Genomic DNA, 26,003 nt, shown 5'->3' with positions numbered 1-26,003 from the left:
ATGAAACGATCAATGTATGCAGGACGTGTTCGACTAGAACATGCAGGAAGTGAAGTCGTCCTAAAAGGATGGGTAGATAGACGTAGAGACTTAGGTGGACTCATCTTTATTGATCTTAGAGACCGTGAAGGAATTGTCCAATTGGTGATTAATCCAGAGGTAGCCAGTCAAGAAGTCATGTCAATTGCTGATGGGTTAAGAAATGAATATGTTATTGAAGTCGTAGGTAAAGTTGAAAAAAGAGACCAAGAAAATCCTAAACTAGCTACAGGTAAGATTGAGGTTCATATCACCAGCCTAACCGTCTTAAACACTGCCAAGACAACACCGTTTGAAATCAGAGATCACATTGAAGTGAATGATGATATTCGTCTGCGTTATCGTTACCTTGACTTACGTCGCCCTAGCATGTTGGAAAATTTCAAGCTACGTGCCAAAGTTACTCACGTTATGAGAAATTACCTAGATGAGCTTGAATTTATCGATGTTGAAACACCAATGCTTGCTAAATCAACACCAGAAGGTGCGCGTGATTACCTCGTTCCTAGCCGTATTAGTGAAGGTCATTTCTATGCACTACCTCAAAGCCCTCAAATCACCAAGCAGTTATTGATGGCTTCTGGTTTTGATCGATACTACCAGATTGTTAAGTGTTTCCGTGATGAAGATTTAAGAGGAGACCGTCAACCTGAGTTTACACAAGTGGACCTTGAGACCTCGTTTTTATCAGATGTAGAGATTCAAACCATTGTGGAAGGTTTAATCGCTAGGGTAATGAAAGAAGTCAAAGGAATTGAGCTTCCTTTACCTCTACCAAGAATGTCTTATGATGATGCCATGAATTTATATGGTAGTGATAAACCAGACACAAGGTTTGACATGCTTCTCCAAGATGTCTCAGAACTTGTTAGAAAAACAGACTTCAAAGTGTTTTCTGCAGCACCAAGTGTTAAGGCAATTGTTGTAAAGGATGCTGCTGATAATTATTCTCGTAAAGACATTGACAAGTTGACAGAAGTTGCTAAGCAATATGGAGCTAAGGGACTGGCTTGGTTGAAGTATGTTGACAATAACTTGACAGGACCTATTGCAAAATTCTTACCAGAAATAGCAGAAGAGTTGACAGAAGCTTTACAGTTAACCAATAATGATTTAATTTTATTTGTTGCCGATGAACCTGATATTGTTAATGACACATTAGGATCTCTTAGAACTCGTATTGCTAAGGAACTCAAGCTTATTGATGAGTCTAAGTTTAATTTCTTATGGGTGGTTGATTGGCCAATGTTTGAATGGTCAAAAGAAGAAGAACGTTATACCAGTGCGCATCATCCCTTTACCTTACCGCAAAAAGAAACTGTTTCAGAACTAGAAGGTGACTTGAGTAAAGTAAGAGCGGTTGCTTATGATATCGTTTTAAATGGTTATGAACTTGGTGGCGGTAGTCTACGGATTAACGAAAAAGACATTCAAGAAAGAATGTTAAAGGCCTTAGGCTTTAAAACGGAAGATGCCTATGAACAATTTGGTTTCTTATTAGATGCCATGGATTATGGTTTTCCACCACATGGTGGTTTAGCTATTGGGCTTGATCGCTTTGTGATGCTTTTAGCAGGAAAAGAAAATATTCGAGAGGTCATTGCCTTTCCAAAAAACAACCGCGCCATTGATCCAATGACGCAAGCTCCAAGTATTGTTTCAAAGAAACAATTAGAAGAATTATCTTTAACAGTGAAAGAACATGATTAAAAAAGCACCCTTAAGCAAACGTATTAGATTTGTCATCAATCGTTTAGCAAAAAAAGTAGGACTTCTTAATACACTAAGAAGTATTTCTAGAGAAAAATATGCAGAAAAGATTTCAGCAGCAGTGCTAACTGGTTTACTATTTAGTATTGCTGTCAATTTCTTTTTCCAACCTGGCCATGTTTATTCGAGTGGTGTCACAGGTCTTTCTCAAATTATTTCGGCCGTTATTTTTAGAACGACCGGTTTGAGAACATCTATTGCTTTTTTCTACTACTTTTTAAATGTTCCTCTGCTTATCTTAGCTTGGTATCGAATTGGTAGAAAATTTACTGTTTTCACCTTTATCTCAGTTACTTTAAGCTCTCTCTTTGTGCATTTTATGCCTCAGATTACCTTAACAACGGACCCTCTCATTAACGCTATTTTTGGTGGTCTTTTTATGGGGGTTGGTATTGGTCTTGGTTTTAGAGCCAATATTTCGAGTGGGGGTACAGATATTGTCAGTGTCACTATTAGAAAAAAAACTGGTAGAGAAGTTGGCAATATTTCCATGATTGTAAATGGCTTCATTATGCTCTTTGCAGGTCTTCTTTTTGGCTGGCAGTATGCTCTTTATTCAATGATTACCATCTTTGTTTCTAGTCGAGTAACAGATGCTGTTTATACTAAACAACGCAAAATGCAAGCCATGATTATTACAAGTAAACCTGATAAAGTGGTTCGAATGATTCATAATAAACTTCATCGAGGAGTGACTTTGATTAATGAAGCAGAAGGCACTTATAAACATGAAAAAAAATCTGTGCTCATTACGATTATTTCTCGAGCAGAATATAATGAATTTAAAACAATCATGCGAAAAACCGACCCAACGGCTTTTGTGTCGGTCTCAGAAAATGTTCATATCATCGGTCGCTTTACAGAAGATGAGCGATAATTTTATCATAGTATAGGAGAATAAATGAAACAAAAATATGTTTTTCATCCCAAAAATTTTTTCTTTATCACCCTTGGAACAGCTATTTATGCCTTTGGTTTTGTTAATTTAAACATGCAAAATAAAATCGCTGAAGGGGGCTTAGCTGGTTTAACCTTAGTTTTTCACCATTTATTTAATATTAACCCTTCTTACTCAGGTTATCTTTTGAATTTACCTTTGGTTTTATGGGGAGCTTATATTTTTGGTAAAAGAGCGATGGCTTACACGGTTTACGGGATTAGTACCATGTATTTGTTTGTTTATATCTTTCAAAAAATACCCCTTAATCTTGATTTACAACACGATTACCTTGTGATCTCCTTAATTGCAGGGATTGGTGCAGGTCTTGGAAGTGGAATTGTTTTTCGTTACGGTGGTACAACAGGTGGTTCAGATATTATTGCAAGGATTATTGAAGATAAGTTTGGTATTCAACTTAGCCAAGCTCTCCTAGGATTTGATATCTTTGTCATGTTATTATCATTAACCTATGTTTCTGTTCCTCGAATGATGTATGCTCTTATTGCCAGCTTCATGTTTAGTCAGGTGGTCCATCTGGTTGAAAATGGTGGGTATTCTGTTCGTGGGATGTTTATCATTTCTGATAAATCCACCGAAATTGCTAAATTTATCATTGAAGAGATTGGTAGAGGAGTTACTTACCTTCAAGGTGAAGGAGCTTATTCTGGCCATGAGAAAAAGGTTATTTATGTTGCCATGTCGCCTACAGAAATACGGGATGTCAAAAAAGTGATGGAAGAAATAGATCCTCGAGCATTTATTTCAATCATGAATATTGAGGAGGTCGTCAGTCCAGACTTTATTGTTAATCGTAGGCCGATGTTAAAATTACCTAAGAAATAAAAAACTTCAGTCATTTGACTGAAGTTTTTCTTTTTATTACATTTCGTTTGGCGCTTCAACACCCAATAAGCGTAAAGCTTCTTTTAAAACCACTCCAGTAGCATAAGATAGGGCTAAACGACTATCGCGTTCAGGACTGTCATCTAAAATACGCGTATGAGCGTAGAAGCGGTTAAAGCTTTGAGCTAAGTTGATGGCAAACTTGGCAATGATAGATGGCTCAAAGTTATCAGAACTTCTTGCAATAATGCGAGGGAAGTCTTGAATCAACTTAACAATTTCCCAACTATCAGTATCACTGAGCTTGTAATCACCATTAGCGTCTGGGATAAAGTTAGCTTTCTTAAGGATTGATTGGATACGTGCGTGAGCATATTGAACGTATGGACCAGTTTCTCCTTCAAAAGAAACCATTGTTTCCAGATTGAAATCATAGCCATTCGTTCTATCTGTTTTTAAATCGTAAAATTTAATCGCACCCACACCAACAGCTTGAGCAACATATTCTTTATTTTCAAGGTTAGGATTTTTGGCTTCAATTTGTGAAAGTGCACGATTAATAGCTTCATTAATAGTCGGCTCTAGTAGGATAACATTTCCTTTACGTGTTGAGAACTTAGTCCCATTACTTGTTACTAAACCAAAGGAAACGTGGCTGATATCATCGCTCCAGTCATAAGACATTTCAGACAAAACAGCTTTTAACTGTTTAAAGTGAGACGCTTGTTCTTGTCCAACAACATAGACAGCTTTAGCAAAATCGTAATGACGGTGACGGTATAGTGCCGCAGCTAAGTCACGAGTGATGTAGAGGGTTGCACCATCTGATTTTTTAATCAGAGCTGGATGTTCAATACCGTATTTTTCTAAATTAACGACTTGAGCACCTTTAGACTCTTGTAAGAGATTCTTTTCAGCTAACAAATCAAGAATTTCTTGCATTTTATCATTGTAGAAAGCTTCACCGTTATAACTGTCAAAAGAAACCTTCATTAAGTCATAAATACGGTTAAATTCAACCAAACTTTCGTCACGGAACCATTGCCATAACTCAAGTGCTTCTTGATTACCATTTTCAAGCCTTAAGAACCAATCTCTTGCTTCATCATCAAGTTCTGGATGGTCTTTGACTTCAGCATTAATGCGAACGTAGAGTTTTAATAATTCATTAATCGGGTCTTTTTCAACAGCTTCTTTGTCACCCCATTTTTTGTAAGCCACAATTAACATTCCAAATTGTTTGCCCCAGTCTCCTAGATGGTTGACTTTAATGGTTTTATAGCCCATTTTTTGGAAGATATTAGATAGAGCATCCCCAATAACTGTTGAGCGCAAGTGACCAATTGAGAAGGGTTTTGCGATGTTTGGGCTAGACATGTCAATGACAATGTTCCTGTTTTCTCCAACGGTTTGTTGACCGTAATCATCACCTTTTTCAATAACACTCTTCAAAATTTGATGAGATAGTTTTTCTTTGTCCAAGAAAAAGTTGATGTAGGGCCCAACAGCTTCTACTTTTTCAAAGCCCTCTTTATCCATTTTCTCTACAATGTCTTGGGCAATCATTTGTGGTGCTTTTCTTAGCACTTTAGCTAAGGAAAAAGTTGGAAAAGCAAGATCTCCCATGCTTGAATTTTTTGGAACTTCAAGTAGATTAAAGACTGTTTCAAATTCTAAATCAGCCACAGCGGTAATTTTTTTAGCAATAAGTTGTTTTGTATCCATCTTTGACTCCTAAACTCTTAGTTGTTTCTTATATTTTAACATAAAAAAGGCTTGCTGATAAGTATATCTTTATTTTAGCCTTAAAATATCTTGTTTTTTTAAAATTTATTTAAAATTGTAAATGCGAAACTTGTTTGATTAGTTGTTTTCATTTTTAACAGTTTATGACATGTTTGATTTATGATAAAATGAAATATATTATAATTAGTGTTTGTTTAGAAAATGGATGAGGACTTATCATGACAAAAGAAAAAATTTCTCCAGGGATGCAGCAGTATCTCGACATCAAAAAAGATTATCCGGATGCCTTTTTACTCTTTCGCATGGGAGATTTTTATGAACTGTTTTATGAGGATGCCGTCAAGGCAGCACAGATTCTTGAAATCAGTTTAACCAGTCGTAATAAAAATGCCGAAAATCCCATACCAATGGCAGGTGTTCCCTACCATTCTGCCCAGCAATATATTGATGTTTTAATTGAACTTGGCTATAAGGTAGCTATTGCTGAACAAATGGAAGACCCAAAACAGGCGGTAGGAGTGGTTAAAAGAGAGGTTGTTCAAGTGGTGACTCCAGGAACAGCAGTTGACTCTTCAAAGCCTGATGCTAAAAACAATTATCTGATTGCTATTGACACCAACCAGAAACAATTTGGTTTATCTTATATGGATGTCTCAACAGGTGAGTTTTATGCGACCGTTTTACCAGATTTTGCAAGTGTTTGCAGTGAAATTTTAAACCTAAAAGCCAAAGAAGTGGTGGTAGGTTACCAGCTCGATGAAGACAATCAGGCCCTTCTTGAAAAGAAAATGAACGTGATTGTTTCTTACCAACCTCAAGAAGAAAGTCACCCTTTACTCAACTTAGACCTTGATCCGATAGAAGTGTCAGCTGCGTCTAAATTACTTTACTACATTAAAACAACGCAGATGCGTGAATTGAGCCATCTGCAAAAGTTAGTTCATTATGAGATTAAAGATTACCTTCAGATGACCTATACCACAAAAAGTAGTTTGGATTTACTAGAAAATGCTAGAACCAATAAAAAACATGGGAGTCTTTTTTGGTTGCTGGATAACACAAAAACAGCTATGGGGATGCGTTTGTTGCGTCAATGGATTGATAGACCACTTATCAATCACCAAATGATTGAACAAAGACAAGACATCATTCAAGTGTTTCTAGAACAATTCATTGAGCGTAGTGACTTAACAGAAAGCCTCAAAGGTGTTTATGATATTGAACGCTTGGCGAGTCGTGTTTCTTTTGGAAAAGCTAATCCCAAAGATTTGCTTCAACTAGGCCACACGTTGGCTCAAGTCCCATACATCAAGGCCATTTTAGAAAGTTTTTCTCATCCTAGTTTAGAAGGTCTTGTCAATCAAATGGATCCCTTGTCTGAATTGGAAGAATTGATTCGTTTGTCAATAGACACAAATGCTTCAGCAACAATCACTGAAGGTAATATTATCAGAACAGGGTTTGATGATAGACTAGACCATTACCGTAAGATTATGCGAGAAGGGACAAGCTGGATTGCTGATATTGAGGCTAAAGAAAAAGAAGCAACAGGCATTTCAACCCTAAAAATTGATTACAACAAAAAAGACGGTTATTATTTCCATGTTACTAATTCTAACCTGAGCCTTGTGCCTGACTATTTTTTCAGAAAGGCAACCTTGAAGAATTCAGAGCGTTTTGGGACAGCAGAATTAGCTAAAATAGAAGGAGAAATGCTTGAAGCGCGTGACTATTCTTCTCAGCTAGAATATGATATTTTCATGCGCGTGAGAAGTCAAGTAGAAAAGTACATTTCTAGGTTACAAAAACTTGCCAAACAGATTGCGACAGTTGATGTTTTACAAAGCTTAGCACAAGTGGCTGAAAACAATCGTTATGTGCGTCCTAACTTTAACCAAACTGGTCAAATTCAAATTGAGCAAGGCCGTCACGCTGTTGTGGAGAAAGTTATGGGAACACAAGAATACATTCCAAACAGCATTACCTTTGATGCCTCAACAAACATCCAACTCATTACTGGACCAAACATGAGTGGGAAATCAACCTATATGAGACAACTCGCCTTAACTATAGTCATGGCACAGATGGGTTCGTTTGTAGCCGCTCAATCAGCTGACCTTCCAATTTTTGACGCCATTTTTACCAGAATAGGAGCTGCAGATGATTTGATTTCAGGTCAGTCAACCTTTATGGTAGAAATGATGGAGGCCAATCACGCTATTAAAAGAGCCAGTCAACACTCACTCATCTTATTTGATGAGTTGGGAAGAGGGACTGCTACTTATGATGGTATGGCTCTTGCCCAAGCTATTATTGAATATATTCATAACCACATAGCAGCAAAAACGATGTTTGCGACCCATTATCATGAGTTGACAAGTCTGTCAACTAGCTTGACACATCTTGTTAATGTTCATGTATCAACATTAGAACAAAATGGTGAAGTGACTTTCCTTCATAAGATAGCAGATGGCCCTGCTGATAAATCTTATGGGATTCATGTGGCAAAAATAGCTGGTTTACCAACAACACTACTCAAACGGGCAGACACTCTTTTGACTCAGTTTGAGTCACACGCTGTGGTACCAAAAGTTTCAGCGAAAGAATTAACAACTAACACTCAAACCCAACAATTAACATTGTTTGAAGAAGAACAACAAGCCATTTTAGATCGTCTCAAATCACTTGATGTGATGAATATGACACCAATGGAAGCCTTGAATGAGTTGCTGGATTTGCAAAAGCATTTGAAATGATCAAGTAAAAATAGTTATAATGAGTCACAAAAAAGAAGCTGGTGGTTTCTTGTTTTGTGGCTCATTAGTTATACTTACCACACTCAAACTCTTTCAATTTCTTTCTTTTCTTAGTGTGGTATAATAGTAAAATAATAACAAGATAAAAATCACCCCTACAAAAATTACTAAAGGAGGTTGATGTGATGACAAAATCAAGATTAGAAGCTTTTAGCGATGGTGTTTTAGCCATTATTATAACCGTTATGGTGATTGATTTAAAAAGTCCCGAGATAGATTCACTTCAAGCGGTATTTAATTTAATTCCCAACATAGCTTCTTATATCCTTAGTTTTACTTACGTGGCTATCTATTGGAACAACCACCATCAATTATTATCAACTATTAATCGAGTCAATGCCAAAATTCTATGGTCAAATTCTTTATGGTTGTTTTTTATGTCTCTTATTCCTTTTGGAACAGGCTGGATTAGTCGTTTTTATTCCAGTCATATTCCAGTTATGACGTACGGTTTGATTTTATTAGTAACGGCTTTAGCCTACTTTTTTTTACAACATCAAGTGGTTAAATATAGTGAAAGAAGTGCTCTCTTGAAAAGAATCATTGGTAGAGATTTAAAAGGAAAATCAACTGTCTTATTATATGTGATCTCTATTTTAATCAGCCCATTTTTTACTATGGGATCTGAAATAATCTATGTTATTGCTGCTCTTATGTGGTTTATCCCAGATAAACGAGTGGCCAAAATCCTAGAAGAAGAATTGTAATATGAATGATTGTCACTATCTTGATAAAATATAGTGATGAGAATCTTAGAAAAGGTGATGACTATTATGCCTAAAATTATTGAATTACCAGAAACACTCGCCAATCAGATTGCGGCAGGTGAGGTGATTGAACGTCCAAGTAGTGTTGTGAAAGAATTGATAGAAAATGCTATTGATGCTGGAAGCACACAGATTACTATTGACATTGAAGAATCAGGATTGAAAAAAATCCAAGTGACAGATAATGGTGATGGTATTGCCAAAGAAGATGTCGCTTTAAGCTTGAAGCGACATGCCACTAGTAAAATTAAAAGCCAATCGGATTTGTTTCGAATTAGGACATTAGGTTTTCGTGGTGAGGCCCTACCATCAATCGCATCAATCAGTTTAATGACCATTAAAACAGCGACGGCTTTCGAAGAAGGAGGCACGTTATTGATTGCAAACGGTGGTCAAATTGAACAAGAAGAGGTCATTTCAACACCCGTAGGCACAAAGATTATTGTTGAAAATCTCTTTTTTAATACGCCTGCGCGATTAAAATATATGAAAAGTTTACAAGCTGAGCTAGCTCATATCGTTAATGTCGTTAACCGTTTGAGTCTTGCTCATCCTGAAGTGTCTTTTATCCTATTTAGTGATGGTCGTGAATTAATCAGAACAGCTGGTAGTGGTGATTTACATCAAGCAATAGCAGGTATTTATGGTGTTAGTACTGCGAAAAAAATGGTGCCCATTTCAGCGTCCAATCTGGATTTTGAAGTATCAGGCTACGTCAGCCTGCCAGAACTAACAAGAGCAAACCGTAATTATATCACGATCTTAATTAATGGTCGCTATATTAAAAACTTCTTACTCAATCGAGCCATTATTGATGGTTATGGTAGTAAATTAATGGTTGGGCGTTTTCCGATAGCTGTCATTGATATTCAAATAGATCCCTATCTAGCTGATGTCAACGTTCATCCCACCAAACAAGAGGTGCGACTCTCGAAGGAAGGAGACTTAATGTCTCTTATTAAAACGGCTATCTTTGAGAGTTTACAAGAACACGATTTGATTCCAGATGCGCTTGAAAATTTAGCGAAATCAAGTACTCGTGGTTTTCCTAAACCGGTGCAAACCAGTCTCTCCCTAAAACAAACCAACCTTTATTATGACAAGGACAGACAGGATTTCTTTATTGATTCAAAAGAAGCAAGCGATACGTTTGTTGCAGAGAATCAGACTGTTCAAGAAAGGCCTGAGGTTGACAACTCTCTTGACAACTCTGTCAAGGGATCGCCATCTGTTAAATTTGCAAATCGTACCCATTGGCATGATTTCAATAGTGAACATCCTGAGATTGATGTTACAAATAGTAGTAAACTTAAAACCCTATTAGATAATCTTGAAAATGAGGAGACTTCTATCTTTCCAGAATTAGAGTACTTCGGGCAAATGCATGGCACCTACTTATTTGCTCAAGGAAAAGAAGGACTTTATATTATTGATCAACATGCTGCTCAAGAAAGAATAAAATATGAGTATTATCGTGATAAAATTGCTGAGGTTAATACTGGTTTACAGCAGTTGTTAATGCCCTATTTATTTGAATTTCCAACGGATGATTTTATTAATCTGCAAGAAAAGATGTCTCTACTTCATCAAGTGGGTATTCATTTAGAGCCTTATGGTGAAAATACTTTTATTCTAAGAGAACACCCTATCTGGTTTAAGGAAGAGGAGATTGAGTCTGGCGTCTATGAGATGTGTGATATGTTACTCTTAACGAATCATGTCTCTATTAAAACTTACCGTGCTGAACTAGCCATTATGATGAGTTGTAAACGCAGTATCAAGGCTAATCATACTTTAGATGATTATTCAGCAAGACACTTAATCAATCAACTGGCTCAGTGTCAAAATCCATACAACTGTCCTCATGGACGACCAGTTCTAGTGAGTTTTTCAAATTCAGATATGGAAAAAATGTTCCGACGTATTCAAGAAAATCATAAAAGTTTGAGAGAACAAGGCAAATATTAGAAAAGAGAAATAATGTACGACTATATTAAAGGAACCCTTTCAAAAATAACCGCTAAATACATTGTCGTTGAGGTGTCAGGCATTGGCTACATCATCCACGTGGCAAACCCTTATAGCTTTTCAAATCAGGTTAATCAAGCAATCAAAATTTATCTCTACCAAGTTGTTCGAGAAGATGCTCAACTGCTTTATGGTTTTCATAATGAAGAAGAAAAAACAATTTTCTTAAACCTTATTTCAGTGACAGGGATCGGCCCGACGTCTGCTTTAGCAATCATTGCAGCTGATGATAATGATGGCTTGGTTGCAGCCATTGACAATAAGGACATCACTTATTTGATGAAGTTCCCTAAAATTGGCAAAAAGACGGCGCAACAAATGATTCTTGATTTGGCTGGTAAGTTTGCTGAAACAACAACAACTAATAAAGGGAAAACTAATACGAAAGAAACGTCTTCTACCAATCATGCTTTAGAAGAAGCGATGGAAGCCTTGAGTGCTCTAGGTTATAAAGCCAGCGAGTTGAAAAAAATTCATACCTTCTTTGAGGGGACGACTGAGACAACACAAGACTATATTAAAGCAGCTCTCAAAATGCTTATCAAATAGGAGAAACCAATGAAACGTTGTGGTTGGGTTAAAACGAATGATGTGTTAGATAGGACTTATCATGATACCGAATGGGGACAACCCTTACATGATGAACAAGCTCTTTTTGAATTGTTTTGTTTAGAAAGTTATCAGTCAGGAGTCTCTTGGACAACCGTGCTCCATAAACGTCAAGCCTTCAATCAGGTCTTTAAAAAATATGACATTGCTAAAGTAGCAGCCATGACAGATGAAGAGCTTGAGGCTATGTTATCTAATAGCGCTATTATTAGACATCGTGGCAAACTATTTGCGACAAGAAACAATGCGCAACAATTCTTACAGATTCAAAAAGAATTTGGGTCTTTTGATGCTTACATTTGGTCTTTTGTCAATCATCAGCCACTTGACCACAAAGTTAGTCATTATCAGGACGCTCCAAGTCAGACTTCCTTATCAGAACAGATTGCTAAAGAATTAAAAAAACGAGGCTTCAAATACGTTGGACCTACCATGATATATTCTTTTATGCAGGCGGCTGGGTTAGTCAATGACCATGAGGTGGATTGTTCTTTTAATCCTAATCATTTTTAATCAAAACGATAATTGTTTACGAATAAGAGAGTGAGGCACTTGTTATGAAGGCTGAAATTATAGCAGTTGGGACAGAAATTTTAACGGGACAGATTGTTAATACTAATGCGCAATTTTTATCAGAAAAATTTGCTGAAAATGGGATTGACGTCTATTTTCAAACAGCTGTAGGTGATAATGAAGAACGGTTGCTATCTGTTTTGTCTATCGCAAAACAACGCAGTGATATTGTGGTCTTGTGTGGTGGTCTAGGCCCCACAGAGGATGACTTGACCAAGCAAGTTTTAGCTAAGTTTTTGGAAAAACCCTTAATCGTTGATCAAGAAGCAATGACCAAATTAGATGCTTTTTTTGCCACAAGACCAACTGCCTCACGAACAGCCAACAATGATCGTCAAGCTCAAATCATTCTGGGCGCTAAAGCCATTAAAAATCCTACAGGTTTAGCTGTAGGAAGTATGATTGAGGTTGATAAGACGACTTATGTTGTTTTACCGGGGCCACCTAGCGAATTAAAACCAATGGTCACTCAGTTTTTGCTTCCTTTGTTAAAAAATGAAGCCATATTATATTCACGTGTTTTAAGGTTTTTTGGGATTGGTGAAAGTCGTTTAGTCACCGAGTTGTCAGATATTATTGCTAACCAGACAGATCCAACCGTGGCACCTTATGCTAAAATTGGGGAGGTAACCTTACGACTATCAACAAAAGCCAAAACTGAGGAAGAGGCTAACAAGAAATTAGATAAGTTGGAACATGAGATTTTAAATACTTCCACCCTCAAAAACTATCATTATGGCTATGGGGATGACAATTCTTTAGCAGAAGTTGTTTTTGAGATGCTTCGACAAAAAAAGAAGACCATCACAGCAGCAGAAAGTTTAACCGCTGGCTTGTTTCAGTCGCAAATAGCTGATTTTCCAGGTAGTTCCTCTGTTTTTAAAGGTGGTTTTGTAACTTATAGCCTGGAAGAAAAATCACGGATGTTAGGCATTTCGTTAGAGGACCTAAAAGACAATGGTGTTGTTAGTGCTTTTACTGCTGAAAAAATGGCAGAGCAGAGTAGACGACTAACAGATTCTGATTTTGGTGTGTCATTAACGGGAGTTGCCGGACCAGAGACTTTGGAAGGACAACCAGTCGGCACTGTTTATATTGGTTTAGCCACTGAAGATGCTGTTTTTTCTCAAAAAATAATGATTGGAGGGCGCAGTCGCTCAGATATTCGCCACATTGCAACCATGTATTCCTTTAATATTTTGCGTCAGGCTTTATTAAAGCTATAAAGTTTAGTATAATGTAACAAGTATAGAAAATAGGAGATTTCAATGGCAAAAAAATCAAAGAAAACAGAAGAAATTACCAAAAAATTTGGTGATGAAAGACAAAAAGCGCTTAACAATGCTTTGAAAGATATTGAAAAAGATTTTGGTAAGGGCGCAGTAATGCGTCTTGGTGAGCGTGCTGAACAAAAAGTTCAAATCATGAGTTCAGGGAGTTTAGCACTAGATATTGCTCTTGGTGTTGGTGGTTATCCTAAAGGTAGAATTGTTGAAATATTTGGACCAGAAAGTTCAGGGAAAACAACAGTCGCTTTACATGCCGTTGCCCAAGCTCAAAAAGATGGTGGTATCGCAGCATTTATTGATGCAGAGCATGCCCTTGATCCAGCTTACGCACAAGCTTTAGGCGTTAATATTGATGAGCTTCTTTTATCACAACCAGATTCAGGTGAGCAAGGACTAGAAATTGCTGGGAAATTGATTGATTCAGGAGCCGTTGATATCGTTGTTATCGACTCGGTTGCAGCCTTGGTTCCTCGTGCTGAAATTGATGGTGATATTGGAGATAGTCATGTTGGTTTACAAGCTCGTATGATGAGTCAAGCCATGAGAAAATTATCAGCATCTATTAATAAAACAAAAACGATTGCTATTTTTATTAACCAATTACGTGAAAAAGTAGGAGTAATGTTTGGGAATCCTGAAACAACTCCAGGTGGCCGTGCCCTTAAATTTTATTCTTCTATTCGTTTAGATGTCAGAGGAAACACACAAATTAAAGGTTCAGGAGACCAAAAAGATAGTAATATTGGTAAAGAAACCAAAATTAAAGTGGTTAAAAACAAGGTTGCTCCACCATTTCAAGTGGCCCTTGTTGAAATTATGTATGGTGAGGGAATCTCACGCACTGGTGAGTTAGTGAAAATTGCTAGTGAGCTTGATATCATTCAAAAAGCGGGTGCTTGGTACTCTTATGATGGTGTTAAAATTGGTCAAGGATCAGAAAATGCAAAGAAATACCTTGCAGATAATCCAGATGTCTTTGATGAAATTGACCGTAAAGTACGCATTAAATTTGGGCTTATTGAAGACGATACTCCTAAAGACCTCCCATCAGAAACCAAAGAAGAAGCTAACGATGAGATTGCCTTAGAGTTTGATAGTATTGAGATAGAAGAATAAAATCAGTCTAAAGACCGACTTTCAAATAGAGTCTTTTGTGATACAATGTTAGTATCATGTGGTAGAAAGCGAGAATAGACATGATCAAAATTTATACGATTTCAAGTTGTACAAGTTGTAAAAAGGCCAAAACGTGGCTAAATGCCCACAAATTACCTTATAAAGAGCAAAACTTAGGGAAAGAGCCTTTAACTAAAGAAGAAATTTTAGCAATTCTATCCAAAACAGAGAGTGGTGTTGAAAGTATTATCTCCTCAAAAAACAGATATGCCAAAGCCCTCAATTTTAATATTGATGATTTGAGTATCAATGAGGTGGTTAAAGTGATTCAAGCCAATCCAAGGATACTAAAAAGTCCTATCTTGATTGATGACAAACGTCTTCAAGTTGGTTATAAAGAAGATGATATTAGAGCTTTCCTTCCTCGTTCTATTCGTAATATCGAAAACGAGCAAGCCCGCTTACGCGCAGCTCTATAAGTTAATGTTGTTATTATAAGAATATATATCTACGAAACCTGTCCCTGTAAAGAGACAGGTTTTGTTAATCTTGAGAGAGAATTGTTTTTAAGTGATGGTTTAAAAAGAGTTTCGTAGTTGGTGACAAGTGTTTAAGTAGTGTTTTATTCTTGTTTAATAATGTAAAATATAGTATAATAAAATGTAATACTTTAATAACGAAAGAAGGTGTGAGCATGGGCTTTACAGACGAAACAGTTCGCTTTAATTTGGATGATAGCAATAAAAAAGAAATTAGCGAAACATTGACTTCGGTTTATCGTTCTCTTGAGGAAAAAGGTTATAATCCAATCAATCAGATTGTTGGTTATGTGCTAAGTGGTGACCCTGCTTATATTCCTCGTTACAACAATGCTAGAAATCAAATACGTAAATATGAACGAGATGAAATAGCAGAAGAGCTAGTTCTTTATTATCTCAAAGGAAATGGTATTGATATCAAATGAGAATAATGGGATTAGATGTTGGTTCAAAGACAGTGGGTGTGGCTATTAGTGATCCACTTGGCTTCACCGCACAAGGTCTTGAAATCATCAAAATCAATGAAGAAAAAGAAGAGTTTGGCTTTGATCGTTTGCGTGAATTAGTTAAAGAATATCGCGTGGAAAAATTTGTGATTGGTCTTCCTAAAAATATGAACAATACCAGTGGTCCACGAGTTGAAGCTAGTCAATCTTATGGAAAGCGTCTTGAAGAGTTGTTTGGTCTACCTATCATCTATCAAGATGAACGTCTATCAACCGTTGAAGCAGAAAGAATGCTTGTAGAACAGGGAGATATTAGTAGAGGCAAACGCAAAAAAGTTATTGATAAATTAGCTGCCCAGTTAATCTTGCAAAATTATCTGGATCGCATCTATTGATTAATTCATATAAAGGGGAAAAATATGACAGAAACACATAACCACGAAGAACATGATGTGATTACATTAGTGGATGAAGAAGGCAATGAAACTTTATTTGAAATCCTTCTAACAATTGATGGCACAGAAGAATTCGGTAAAAATTATGTCCTACTAGTTCCTGCTGGTGCACAAGAAGATGAAGATGGCGAAGTTGAAATTCAAGCTTATGCCTTCACTGAAAATGAAGATGGCACAGAAGGAGAACTTGAGCCAATACCAGCAGATTCTGATGCTGAATGGGATATGATTGAAGAAGTCTTTAATACTTTTATGGAAGAATAATTAAGGCGATACTAGTCTTATAAAAAGCACCTTGACAAACTTCAAGGTGCTTTTTAAGTGGCAATAAGAAATTGACTAATCAAAAGTTTTTGCTATACTTAAATAATAAGAATGTTCAGGAAGGAAAGAGTGTATCAATGTCATCAACCCCCTTAGAAAGTTATCGTGAGGAGTTTTCAGATTTGTCTACCTTGGAGGAGGTCAATCAAGACACTCATCTTAGTAGAAGAACTAAAAAAACGCCAACCAAAAAACCAAGGATGAAAAAAACTAAAGTAAGAGTACCGTTTTTTCATCATTTTTATTTACTTGTTTTTAGTCTAATCATTTCCCTGTTTAGTATTGTCATCCCATTCTTCTCAAATTTTGCCAATGGGATTCAAACGCAAAATTTATATACGGGGTTCATGATAACACAAGGGCAACTCCCCTATACAGATCTTTTTGCAACAGGTGGATTTTTATATTACTTGACAATTTCTTTCACCTATCTAGTGGGAAGTAACCTTTGGCTCTTACCTGTCCAAATATTATCGTTCTATGTTTCAGGTGTTTATCTGTATAAAATAGTTGTTTCACTTAGTCAAAAAAGTGTTCTTGCCCTTTCTGTTAGTTCGATTTTTTATCTTTTAAATGTTACTTTAGGATTTGGTGGCCTATATCCCATCCAGTTTGCCTTTTTATTCTTTTTACCAGCCATATGGTTTTTACTAAATTATTTTAAAGGACAAGCCAAGGATGAAGGTTTCATTCTTTATGGGATTTTATGTGCTTTTGCTATTTTATTTGATTCAAGAGCCTTATTGTTTGGTCTTATTGCGCTTGTTGTTTTAAGTAGTTATAATTTAGCTCACCGTTATTTTGCCAGAGGATTTTATCAATTGTTGTGTTTAATCTTTGGCTTACTTCTTGTTTTTTATACTGTTGGTTTTATAGCCTTCAACATGCAAGTTATTGTTCCCTATTTACAACAAACCGTTGTTTACCCAGTCACTTCTATTACTAATAGTTTTGAAACACTAGTTTACAGTTTAGGTTTTTATCTAGTTGCTACTCTTGGTTCAGGTTTGTTACTAGGTGTTTTGGTTTTCCCATTATTACTTGGAAAAGGAACAAAAAATCATGCCATTAAATGGGTCTTCTTCTTATCAGCACTTTTCTATTTCATTTTAACGATTCTGACAAAAAGTTTTGAAGCCTATCATCTTTTACCAATGATTCCATTTGGTCTCATACTAACCGTTCTTTTCTTAAATCGTCGTTTTGAAGATACAAGTGTTGAAGAATTTGAACATACTCATCATCGTCAACACCTGCCAAACGATAGTGATATTCAAGGCTTTGGTGCCTTCATGCTAAAACATTTTCTTGTCCCAGTCTTGGTGATGGGTTATGGTCTTGGTTTACCGGTGTATCACTACCTTATCGACACCTCTCTTCATCAAGAAAGAGAAATGATTGCTTCTTATATTGCGACAAATACGGCAGACAATGATTCCATTTATGTCTGGGATACTGTTGCTACTATTTATCAAGATAGCCAGCGTCAGTCAAGTTCCCATCTGGCTCTTCCTCTTATCAATACTTCTGATGCTGTCAATCAAAAGAGATTAGAAGATGAGTTATTACAAAATAAGGCACACTACGTTGTCTTAAATAACAATTTAGAACTTCCTCAGTTGGTAAGAAATACACTTGAAGAACACTATCAGGAGGTTTCTTTTGAAAATATAGAGCACTTGACAGTGTACCAGTTAAACCCTTAAAAAATCAATATGTTGTGTCTTTTTTAAAAATTAAACACAACATATTGATTTTTTTTGCTGAAAACGATTGATTTTTATTTTGCTTATGCTATAATATTTCTTGAATTAACAATTAGAAAAGAAGGTAAAGAAATGGTCAAATCACTCATTACAGTTATTAAGCGTGATGGTAGAAAGGTCGCCTTTGAAACTGATAAAATTTTTCAAGCGCTTTTAAAAGCAAGTAATCAAGTGACTCCTTTAACTCCGTTTGTAGAAGAAAAGTTAAAAGAGGTTACTGAAAAAGTAGTTACTGAAATTTTTGAACGTTTTAGTAAAGATGTTAAAATCTATGAAATTCAAAATATTGTTGAACATCAACTACTTGAAGCAAACGAATATGCGATTGCAAAAGCCTATATCAACTACCGAACAGAGCGTGATTTTGATCGCTCCAAAGCAACAGATATTAATTACACAATTGATAAACTAATCAATAAAGATCAAAGTGTGGTTAATGAGAATGCTAACAAAGATAGCAATGTTTTTAATACGCAACGTGATTTGACAGCTGGAATCGTTGGTAAATCTATTGGTCTTAAAATGTTACCACCACACGTGGCAAATGCTCATCAAAAGGGGGATATCCATTTCCATGACTTGGATTATAGTCCCTATACGCCAATGACCAACTGTTGTTTGATTGATTTTGAAGGCATGTTAAAAACTGGTTTTAGAATAGGAAATGCAGATGTTGAAAGTCCTAAATCTATCCAAACAGCGACAGCTCAAATTTCTCAAATTATCGCTAATGTAGCGTCTAGTCAATATGGTGGGTGTTCTGCTGACCGTATTGATGAAGTGTTAGCGCCTTATGCTAAGCTTAACTATGACAAGCATATGAAAGATGCTGAAAAATGGTTGGATGAAGATAAAAGAGAAGACTATGTTCGTGAAAAAACTCTTAAAGACATCTATGATGCCATGCAAAGTCTTGAGTATGAAATCAATACCCTTTTCACTTCAAATGGTCAAACACCGTTTACTTCTCTTGGTTTTGGTTTAGGAGAAGGATGGTTTGAGCGTGAAATTCAAAAAGCGATTTTAAAAATTCGTATTGAAGGGCTTGGGAAGGAAAAACGCACAGCAATCTTTCCTAAATTGATTTTCACTGTTAAACGTGGTCTTAACTTAGATCCTGATTCTCCAAACTATGACATTAAGCAATTGGCTTTAGAATGTGCAACAAAACGCATGTATCCAGATATGCTATCCTATGATAAAATAATAGAATTAACTGGTTCGTTTAAGGTGCCAATGGGATGCCGTAGTTTTCTTCAAGGGTGGAAGGATGAAAATGGCAATGATGTCACTTCTGGTCGTATGAATCTTGGTGTTGTCACTGTTAACCTTCCTCGTATTGCTTTAGAATCTCAAGGAGATATTGAAAAGTTCTGGGATATCTTTAGTGAGCGTATGGCTATTGCCAAAGATGCACTTGTTTATCGTGTGGAACGCGTTAAAGAAGCAACACCAGCAAATGCCCCAATTTTATATCAATATGGTGCTTTTGGGAAACGTCTTGCTAAAGATGGCAATGTTGATGATCTCTTTAAGAATCGTCGTGCCACTATTTCTCTAGGTTATATCGGTTTATATGAAGTGGCAACGGTCTTTTATGGTGGTGAGTGGGAAACCAATCCTGCAGCAAAAGACTTTACGATTGACATCATTCATCAAATGAAGAGCTTGTGTGAGGACTGGTCAGATGAATTTGGTTATCATTTCTCTGTCTATTCAACACCATCAGAAAGTTTGACAGACCGTTTTTGTCGTTTAGATACTGAGAAGTTTGGTATCGTTGAAAACATTACAGACAAGGAATACTATACTAATAGTTTCCACTATGATGTTCGTAAGAACCCTTCACCATTTGAAAAATTAGATTTTGAAAAAGTTTATCCAGAAACTGGAGCAAGTGGTGGCTTTATCCATTATTGTGAGTACCCTGTTTTACAACAAAATCCTAAAGCCTTAGAGGCTGTTTGGGATTATGCTTATGATCGTGTTGGCTATTTAGGTACCAATACTCCGATTGATCATTGCTATGAGTGCGGTTTTGAAGGCGATTTTGAACCGACAGAACGTGGGTTTAAATGCCCTAGCTGTGGCAATACTGATCCAAAAACAGTGGATGTGGTGAAACGCACTTGTGGTTATCTAGGTAATCCACAAGCAAGACCAATGGTTAATGGTCGTCATAAAGAAATTGCGTCACGTGTGAAACATATGAATGGCTCAACAATGAAACTAAACTAAAAAATAATAAATAGGTTGCTATTTAGCAACCTATTTTAACAGAAAAAAGAAAAGAGAAACTAATGGGAAAATATCAACTCGATTACAAAGGGCAAAAACAAGTGGAGCGTTTTCACGAGAAAAATTCCCGTGTAAAAGGTGATCAAAAGGCGCGTGTTAAAGCTTTAAAGGAACGGTTCATAGAAAAAAAGACTAATAAAGACTAATCGGAGGTCTAACATGCTTAAAATAGGAATTGTTGGTTTGGGGTCGATTGCTCAAAAAGCTTATTTACCTTATATGCGTCAGTTGGCTGAAGTTGAGTGGCATCTATTCACCAGAAATCAAGAGGTTTTACATCAAACAGCTCATCTGTTTTCGCATGTTAAAACCTACGCTTCATTAGAAGAACTTGCTGATGCCACCTTGGATGGCATCTTCATCCACACGGCAACTGTTTCTCATCGTGAAATTGTCGCTTTGTTTCTTAGTCGTGGTATTCCTGTTTATGTGGATAAACCCGTGACACAAAATTATGAGGAGACCAAGGAGCTCTATGATTTGGCGAGCATTCATCAGACGTTTTTGATGGTTGGTTTTAATCGTCGGTTTGCACCACGTGTGGCTGCTTTGAAAGAAGAAACCAACAAGACAAAGATTTATGTTGAAAAAAATGATGTTAATCGTCCGGGGGACTTGGTGTTTAAAGTCTTTGATTTTTTCATTCATCCTTTAGACACAGCTATTTTTTTAATGGATAATCCTCCCAAGCGAGCTTGGTTTCATTACCACAAAAATAATGGTCTCCTAAGCCAAGTGACAGTGACACTGGTTTCCAAAACAGAAACTGTTATAGTAGGTATGAATCTCCAATCAGGTTCAAGAAGGGAAATTGTTGACGTCCAACTCCCTGAAAAAACTCTTCACGTGGAAGAATTATCCGATCTAACCATCTATGAAGATAGCACACAAACTAAGCAAAATTACAGTGCATGGGATAGAACCTTATACAAAAGAGGGTTTGAATCGATTGTCTTAGCCTTCATAGAGGCTGTTAAAACAGGTGTTAATCCTGTTTCAGAGACATCAAGCTTATTAAGCCATTACCTTTGTCAACAAATAGTTGATGCACAAAGTGATATGGGAGAATTATCAGTACTATTACCAAAATAGGAGATATCATGCAGTTAAGAAGACCAAATGTAGATGATCAAGCAACTATTTTAGAAATGATTAAAGAATTTGAAGACCAAAAGAGTCAGCATGATGGTGGATTTTGGAATCCTCGTGAGTTTTCTTACAGTGATTGGCTGCAACAAAATCGTGAGTATGAAATGGGAATTAATATTCCTAGCCAGTTTGTCCCTTCTATTCAGCTGGTTTCTTTTGACGATGACAACAGAGCCATTGGCTTTTTAAATCTCCGTCTGCGTTTGAACGACTACCTAAAGCAAAAAGGCGGTCACATTGGCTATAGTATCAGACCAACGGAACGTGGGAAAGGCTATGCTAAAGAACAACTGAGACAGGGGCTACAACTAGCTAAGGCCAAAAACATCACATCTGTGTTATTAACTTGTCATAAGGATAATTTAGCCAGTAAAAAGACCATCCTAGCTTGTGGTGGTCGTTATGAAGATACTCATGATAATGTAGAACGTTATTGGATTGATTTGGAGGGATAAAGATGAATAATCCGAAACCTAAAGAATGGCAAAGTGGAGACTACAGCCAAGGCTACATTTCAGACTACAAAGCATTTAACTTTGTTGATGGTGAAGGTGTCAGAAATTCGCTCTATGTCAGTGGTTGTCTCTTTCATTGTAAGGGGTGCTATAATCAAGCAACATGGAATTTTCGAAATGGCGTGCCCTACACAAAAGAATTAGAAGAGCAGATTATGGCTGATTTGGCTCAACCTTATGTGCAAGGACTTACTTTGTTGGGAGGAGAACCCTTTTTGAATACGGGTATTTTACTGCCTTTGGTAAAACGTATTAAAAAAGAATTGCCTGAAAAAGATATTTGGTCCTGGACAGGCTATACTTGGGAAGAAATGATGCTTGAAACACCTGATAAACTAGAATTACTGAGCTATGTGGACATCTTGGTAGATGGTCGTTTTGATATCACGAAGAAAAATTTAATGCTACAGTTTAGAGGCTCATCTAATCAACGTATTATTGATGTTAAAAAATCATTAGCCAGCAATTCAGTGGTTATCTGGGAAAAACTCAATGACGGTAAAGCGAGCTATGAACAAGTGTCTAGAGATCATTTAATTTAAAAAGCAGAAAAAACAATTTGAACTGCACCCCAAAAGTTGGACAAAAATCTAACAATTGAGGTGCAGTTCATTTCGTTTTCTGCTTTTTTTATATTTTTTTGACAAAAACAAATTTTTGGGGTTCTGATAAGTCTTCTTGGTAAGTAAAGCCATCGAAAGTGAGTTTTTTGAGACCCGATAAATTGTCAGCATTTTTTTTAATGGCTTCAGATAAAAATGCTCCACGTCCTTTTTTAGATATGGTTGAATGCGTTTTGAGTTGTCCATTTTTAGCTTCCATAAAGACCACTTTAATCAACTGTTCTCGAATGGGTTTGGAGAATATGTCTTCAAATTCACTAGATAATAGCGAGATATAGGTTTCGTCTGGCGTATAGACGGCATCAAAATCAGCTTGCCAATATTTTTTTAATGGAGTCCCTTCAATTGTCAGTTTTTGTGAAAAGTCTAAACGATGAGGCGCAATTGGTGTGAGTGCAGGGATAATGCCATACAAAGAAGAGGAGATCAAGACATCACTAGATAGCCTATTTAATTCATCTTGATTGAAGGCAAAACGATTGATATAACGATACATCAATCCATTAAAGAGAAAAATAGCAGGATAATATTTTGCTGTTTCATGTTTTATCTCTTGAATGCGTTCGTACTCTTTTTTAGCAGCTTCTGGTTTTATTTTATAGAAACGAGCTAATTCCTCAGGTGACATTTTTGTCAGTTCAGCGAGGATAGCATCGGTTTTTGGATGACTTTTAAGAGGTGATTTACTATCAATGTCTTCGGTCATTTCTTTGGCGGTAGGGATTAAAAATTTCATCTTTTTCTCCTTTTTTTCTATTTTAGGATATTCTAGGTAAAAGTCAAGTTATCGCAAGAATAAAGATTATAAGAAGAAGGACTGGTTTTTTCATACTAAAAATGATCACTAAGAGAACTAGCGAAAAAACAATTTATATAGAAATTAACATTTCACTTGAAATATAGCTATTAATAATATAATTTTTGTAAATCTGCTGTAATCTTTTGAAACTATGGGTTAAAACAGTTGTAATTTTTATAAAAAAGTATTAGAATGAGAGTGACTGCTATGGACAGTTAATATATTTTATAAGACTTAAAAATTGTAGATAATTTCATTACCATAAAGCCCAAATGTTATTGTTATTATTTACCATTTTTAAATCTTTAAAATATAAAAGAAAGGGAAAAACAATGAAGAAAAAACTATTAAAAGTTTTAGCATTGATGGCGTTGGTAATAACAACCTTCTCATTTATCAAAGCTACACATGTTGATGCAGCTGAGCATGATAATGTTATTACAGGTATGTCGCTGACTAGTGAATCAGGAGGTGCTTTACCTGATACAATTGGTCAATGGACTAACTTTAGGGTTAATGCGGACTTTGCACTACCTGATAATACGGTTCATCAAGGAGATACCACCACTATTCAACTACCAGACAAGTTGACTTTTCCTCAAACAACAGCGTTTGAAGTAAAAGATCCAGCTGGAAATCTAGTTGCAAATGCAGTGATTAATCCTGATACCAAACAGGTAGTACTAACGTACACTGATTATGTTGAAACTCATTCAAACGTTACCGGAAAACTCTTTTTCTATTCACGTGTTGACTTTAAAGTTATCGACACTGCAGAAATTATAGATGTCAATATTCAAGTTGGCTCTCAAGGTTTTAATGCTGGTAAACTTAATTATCAAGGTGTTATAAGACCACCAGCTTATTTATTAGAAAAGGCTGCTTGGGCAGAAAACGGGGACCCACAAACGGGGAACTTTTCAGTTGCGATTAACCGTTCAAAAGAATCACTTAGACAAGTTGTGATTAAAGATGCACTTCAAAGTGCTGGTATAACTTACAAAAAAGACAGTGTTCGTATCTATAAAGGTGAGTGGGATTTTGTGCAAGGAGACTGGAGATTAGAAGGTCTTCATGAGGTTACTCAAGATTATACTGTAAACTTTGATGATGCCACTAATTCATTTTCTGTTGATTTAGGTAATATTTCAGAAACTGATAATTTCATGATAAATTATCAAGTGGCGATTTCTTATACTCCTACTGATGGTGAACTTTTTAAAAACCTTGCGACGTTAGATGCTGAACAACATGGCACAACGACAACTGATGCAGCCTATCGTTATCTAGAGGCTGGTGGTAGTGCTGAAGGTTATGTCTATACTGTTGGTGTTCATAAAGTTTCTGAAGATGGTAACACTCCTCTTCAAGGTGCTGTTTTTGATGTTATCCGTAAAGCTAACGGTCAAGTTGTTGGCACATTGACAACAGGTCCTGATGGTAATGCTACAGTTGGTGGTCTTTTAAAGACAGATTACATCCTTAGAGAAGTGACTGCACCTGCAGGTTATGAACTTTTAACTACTGATATTGAAATCACTCCAAATGACTTTGATAGTAGTAAAGTTGCTATGAAGACAGTTACCAACAAATTAGCCAAGACGTCTATTAGTGGTCAAAAAACATGGAACGATAACGATGATCAAGATGGTAAACGTCCAGCACAAATTGTTATCAAATTACTAGCTAATGGTGCTGATACAGGTAAAACAGTCACCACAGATGTGGCAAAAGGTTGGGCTTATACCTTTGATGACCTTGATACAAGAGATGCTCAAGGAACTCCTATTCAATATTCTGTAGCTGAAGAGGCTGTTCCAGAATATGACGCAGTTGTTTCTGGTTATGATATTACAAACAACCATACACCAAGTAAAATTAGTATTTCAGGTAAGAAAATCTGGGATGATGCTAACAACCAAGATGGTAAACGTCCGGATTCAGTCGTTGTCAACCTCCTAGCAGATGGTCAACCAACGAATAAAAAAGTGACTGTCACAGCTGCTAATGACTGGGCATATGAATTTACCGATTTAGATGAGTATAAAGCAGGTAAGAAGATTGTTTATACTGTCACAGAAGATGCTGTCGCAGAATACACAACAACTTACGAGGGCTTCAACATTACCAATAGTTATCAACCTGGTAAAACAAGCATTAGAGTAACTAAAGCTTGGATTGATAATAACAACCAAGATGGTATCCGTCCAGACAGCATTAAAGTCCAACTTTATGCCGATGGTGAAAAATCAGGGGATGCAGTTGATGTAACTGCTACTGATAACTGGTCATATACATGGTCAGATTTACCAGAAAAAGCTGCCGGTAAGGTTATTGTTTACTCTGTTCAAGAGGTAGGAACAGTTACTGGCTATACTTCAGAAATTGGTCCACTGACTGCTGGTAATGTTACAATTACTAACACTCACTTACCAAGTGTGACACAAATTTCAGGTAAGAAAATTTGGGATGATGCTAATAACCAAGATGGTAAACGTCCAACAGAAGTTGTTGTTAATCTGTTAGCCAATGGACAACCAACAGGTGATAAAG

Annotated in this window: 23 protein-coding genes; 21 read left to right on the top strand and 2 right to left on the bottom strand. The window is 36.4% G+C overall.

Annotated elements, in window-relative coordinates:
* Genes aspS through JHK62_RS06380 form a run of 3 tightly spaced genes read left to right on the top strand, consistent with a single transcriptional unit; the run spans position 1 to position 3,592 of the window.
* On the top strand, positions 1–1,749 hold the full coding sequence (gene aspS, locus JHK62_RS06390; RefSeq protein ID WP_199575942.1) for an aspartate--tRNA ligase: 1,749 nt from the start codon (positions 1–3) through the stop codon (positions 1,747–1,749).
* Positions 1,742–2,686 carry a YitT family protein gene (locus JHK62_RS06385; protein WP_199575941.1) on the top strand — a complete coding sequence of 315 codons (945 nt, stop codon included), beginning with the start codon at positions 1,742–1,744 and terminating at the stop codon, positions 2,684–2,686. The genes aspS and JHK62_RS06385 overlap by 8 nt, the downstream gene beginning before the upstream one ends.
* A gap of 24 nt (positions 2,687–2,710) precedes the next feature.
* Positions 2,711–3,592, top strand: coding sequence for a YitT family protein (locus tag JHK62_RS06380; RefSeq protein WP_199575940.1), 882 nt, complete (start codon positions 2,711–2,713; stop codon positions 3,590–3,592).
* A gap of 36 nt (positions 3,593–3,628) precedes the next feature.
* Here the strand turns inward: JHK62_RS06380 and argS are convergent, their stop codons facing one another.
* Positions 3,629–5,317, bottom strand: a complete 1,689-nt coding sequence (gene argS / locus JHK62_RS06375; protein ID WP_199575939.1) for an arginine--tRNA ligase — start codon at positions 5,315–5,317, stop codon at positions 3,629–3,631.
* 239 nt (positions 5,318–5,556) lie between these two features.
* On the opposite strand from argS, the gene mutS reads away from it, so the two are divergent.
* The 17 genes from mutS (at position 5,557) to nrdG (ending at position 22,570) form a co-directional block, all read left to right on the top strand.
* Positions 5,557–8,094 (top strand): DNA mismatch repair protein MutS, encoded by a 2,538-nt coding sequence (gene mutS / locus JHK62_RS06370; RefSeq protein WP_199575938.1) that lies wholly within the window; start codon positions 5,557–5,559, stop codon positions 8,092–8,094.
* A 185-nt stretch (positions 8,095–8,279) separates the two neighbouring features.
* On the top strand, positions 8,280–8,861 hold the full coding sequence (locus JHK62_RS06365) for a TMEM175 family protein (RefSeq protein ID WP_199575937.1): 582 nt from the start codon (positions 8,280–8,282) through the stop codon (positions 8,859–8,861).
* A 66-nt stretch (positions 8,862–8,927) separates the two neighbouring features.
* The gene (mutL, locus tag JHK62_RS06360) at positions 8,928–10,889 is read left to right on the top strand and encodes a DNA mismatch repair endonuclease MutL (RefSeq protein ID WP_199575936.1); all 1,962 of its coding nucleotides are present in this window, start codon (positions 8,928–8,930) and stop codon (positions 10,887–10,889) included.
* A 12-nt stretch (positions 10,890–10,901) separates the two neighbouring features.
* The gene (ruvA, locus tag JHK62_RS06355; RefSeq protein WP_199575935.1) at positions 10,902–11,498 is read left to right on the top strand and encodes a Holliday junction branch migration protein RuvA; all 597 of its coding nucleotides are present in this window, start codon (positions 10,902–10,904) and stop codon (positions 11,496–11,498) included.
* A gap of 9 nt (positions 11,499–11,507) precedes the next feature.
* Positions 11,508–12,071 carry a DNA-3-methyladenine glycosylase I gene (locus tag JHK62_RS06350; protein ID WP_199575934.1) on the top strand — a complete coding sequence of 188 codons (564 nt, stop codon included), beginning with the start codon at positions 11,508–11,510 and terminating at the stop codon, positions 12,069–12,071.
* A 44-nt stretch (positions 12,072–12,115) separates the two neighbouring features.
* Positions 12,116–13,357: a competence/damage-inducible protein A gene (locus JHK62_RS06345; RefSeq protein WP_199575933.1), complete on the top strand. Its 1,242-nt coding sequence runs from the start codon at positions 12,116–12,118 to the stop codon at positions 13,355–13,357.
* A 42-nt stretch (positions 13,358–13,399) separates the two neighbouring features.
* Positions 13,400–14,536, top strand: a complete 1,137-nt coding sequence (gene recA / locus JHK62_RS06340; RefSeq protein WP_199575932.1) for a recombinase RecA — start codon at positions 13,400–13,402, stop codon at positions 14,534–14,536.
* Positions 14,537–14,616: 80 nt separating this feature from the next.
* Entirely contained in the window at positions 14,617–15,015 is a 399-nt protein-coding gene (gene spx, locus JHK62_RS06335) for a transcriptional regulator Spx (RefSeq protein WP_199575931.1), read from the top strand.
* 215 nt (positions 15,016–15,230) lie between these two features.
* Positions 15,231–15,500 carry an IreB family regulatory phosphoprotein gene (locus JHK62_RS06330; protein ID WP_199575930.1) on the top strand — a complete coding sequence of 90 codons (270 nt, stop codon included), beginning with the start codon at positions 15,231–15,233 and terminating at the stop codon, positions 15,498–15,500.
* Positions 15,497–15,916: a Holliday junction resolvase RuvX gene (gene ruvX / locus JHK62_RS06325; protein ID WP_199575929.1), complete on the top strand. Its 420-nt coding sequence runs from the start codon at positions 15,497–15,499 to the stop codon at positions 15,914–15,916. Before JHK62_RS06330 ends, ruvX begins: the two co-directional genes overlap by 4 nt.
* A gap of 24 nt (positions 15,917–15,940) precedes the next feature.
* On the top strand, positions 15,941–16,240 hold the full coding sequence (locus JHK62_RS06320) for a DUF1292 domain-containing protein (RefSeq protein ID WP_199575928.1): 300 nt from the start codon (positions 15,941–15,943) through the stop codon (positions 16,238–16,240).
* Between the two features lie 137 nt (positions 16,241–16,377).
* The gene (locus tag JHK62_RS06315) at positions 16,378–18,006 is read left to right on the top strand and encodes a glycosyltransferase family protein (RefSeq protein ID WP_199575927.1); all 1,629 of its coding nucleotides are present in this window, start codon (positions 16,378–16,380) and stop codon (positions 18,004–18,006) included.
* A 132-nt stretch (positions 18,007–18,138) separates the two neighbouring features.
* The gene (gene nrdD / locus JHK62_RS06310) at positions 18,139–20,304 is read left to right on the top strand and encodes an anaerobic ribonucleoside-triphosphate reductase (RefSeq protein WP_199575926.1); all 2,166 of its coding nucleotides are present in this window, start codon (positions 18,139–18,141) and stop codon (positions 20,302–20,304) included.
* A 62-nt stretch (positions 20,305–20,366) separates the two neighbouring features.
* Positions 20,367–20,510 (top strand): hypothetical protein, encoded by a 144-nt coding sequence (locus JHK62_RS06305; RefSeq protein ID WP_199575925.1) that lies wholly within the window; start codon positions 20,367–20,369, stop codon positions 20,508–20,510.
* Between the two features lie 13 nt (positions 20,511–20,523).
* Entirely contained in the window at positions 20,524–21,456 is a 933-nt protein-coding gene (locus JHK62_RS06300) for a Gfo/Idh/MocA family protein (protein WP_199575924.1), read from the top strand.
* A gap of 8 nt (positions 21,457–21,464) precedes the next feature.
* Positions 21,465–21,968: a GNAT family N-acetyltransferase gene (locus JHK62_RS06295; RefSeq protein ID WP_199575923.1), complete on the top strand. Its 504-nt coding sequence runs from the start codon at positions 21,465–21,467 to the stop codon at positions 21,966–21,968.
* A gap of 2 nt (positions 21,969–21,970) precedes the next feature.
* Positions 21,971–22,570: an anaerobic ribonucleoside-triphosphate reductase activating protein gene (gene nrdG / locus JHK62_RS06290; protein WP_199575922.1), complete on the top strand. Its 600-nt coding sequence runs from the start codon at positions 21,971–21,973 to the stop codon at positions 22,568–22,570.
* A gap of 88 nt (positions 22,571–22,658) precedes the next feature.
* Here nrdG and yaaA read toward each other — a convergent pair whose 3' ends face one another.
* Complete coding sequence (gene yaaA / locus JHK62_RS06285; RefSeq protein WP_199575921.1) at positions 22,659–23,387, bottom strand: peroxide stress protein YaaA; 729 nt, start codon at positions 23,385–23,387, stop codon at positions 22,659–22,661.
* A 395-nt stretch (positions 23,388–23,782) separates the two neighbouring features.
* On the opposite strand from yaaA, the gene JHK62_RS06280 reads away from it, so the two are divergent.
* Positions 23,783–26,003: Cna B-type domain-containing protein (locus JHK62_RS06280; protein WP_199575920.1), on the top strand; the 2,221-nt coding region annotated here is incomplete at its 3' end.

Source organism: Streptococcus pacificus, assembly GCF_016481305.1.
Classification (GTDB): Bacteria; Bacillota; Bacilli; order Lactobacillales; family Streptococcaceae; genus Streptococcus; species Streptococcus pacificus.
The sequence above is the reverse complement of the archived record's forward strand: the minus strand, read 5'-3'. Positions and strand labels throughout refer to the sequence as shown.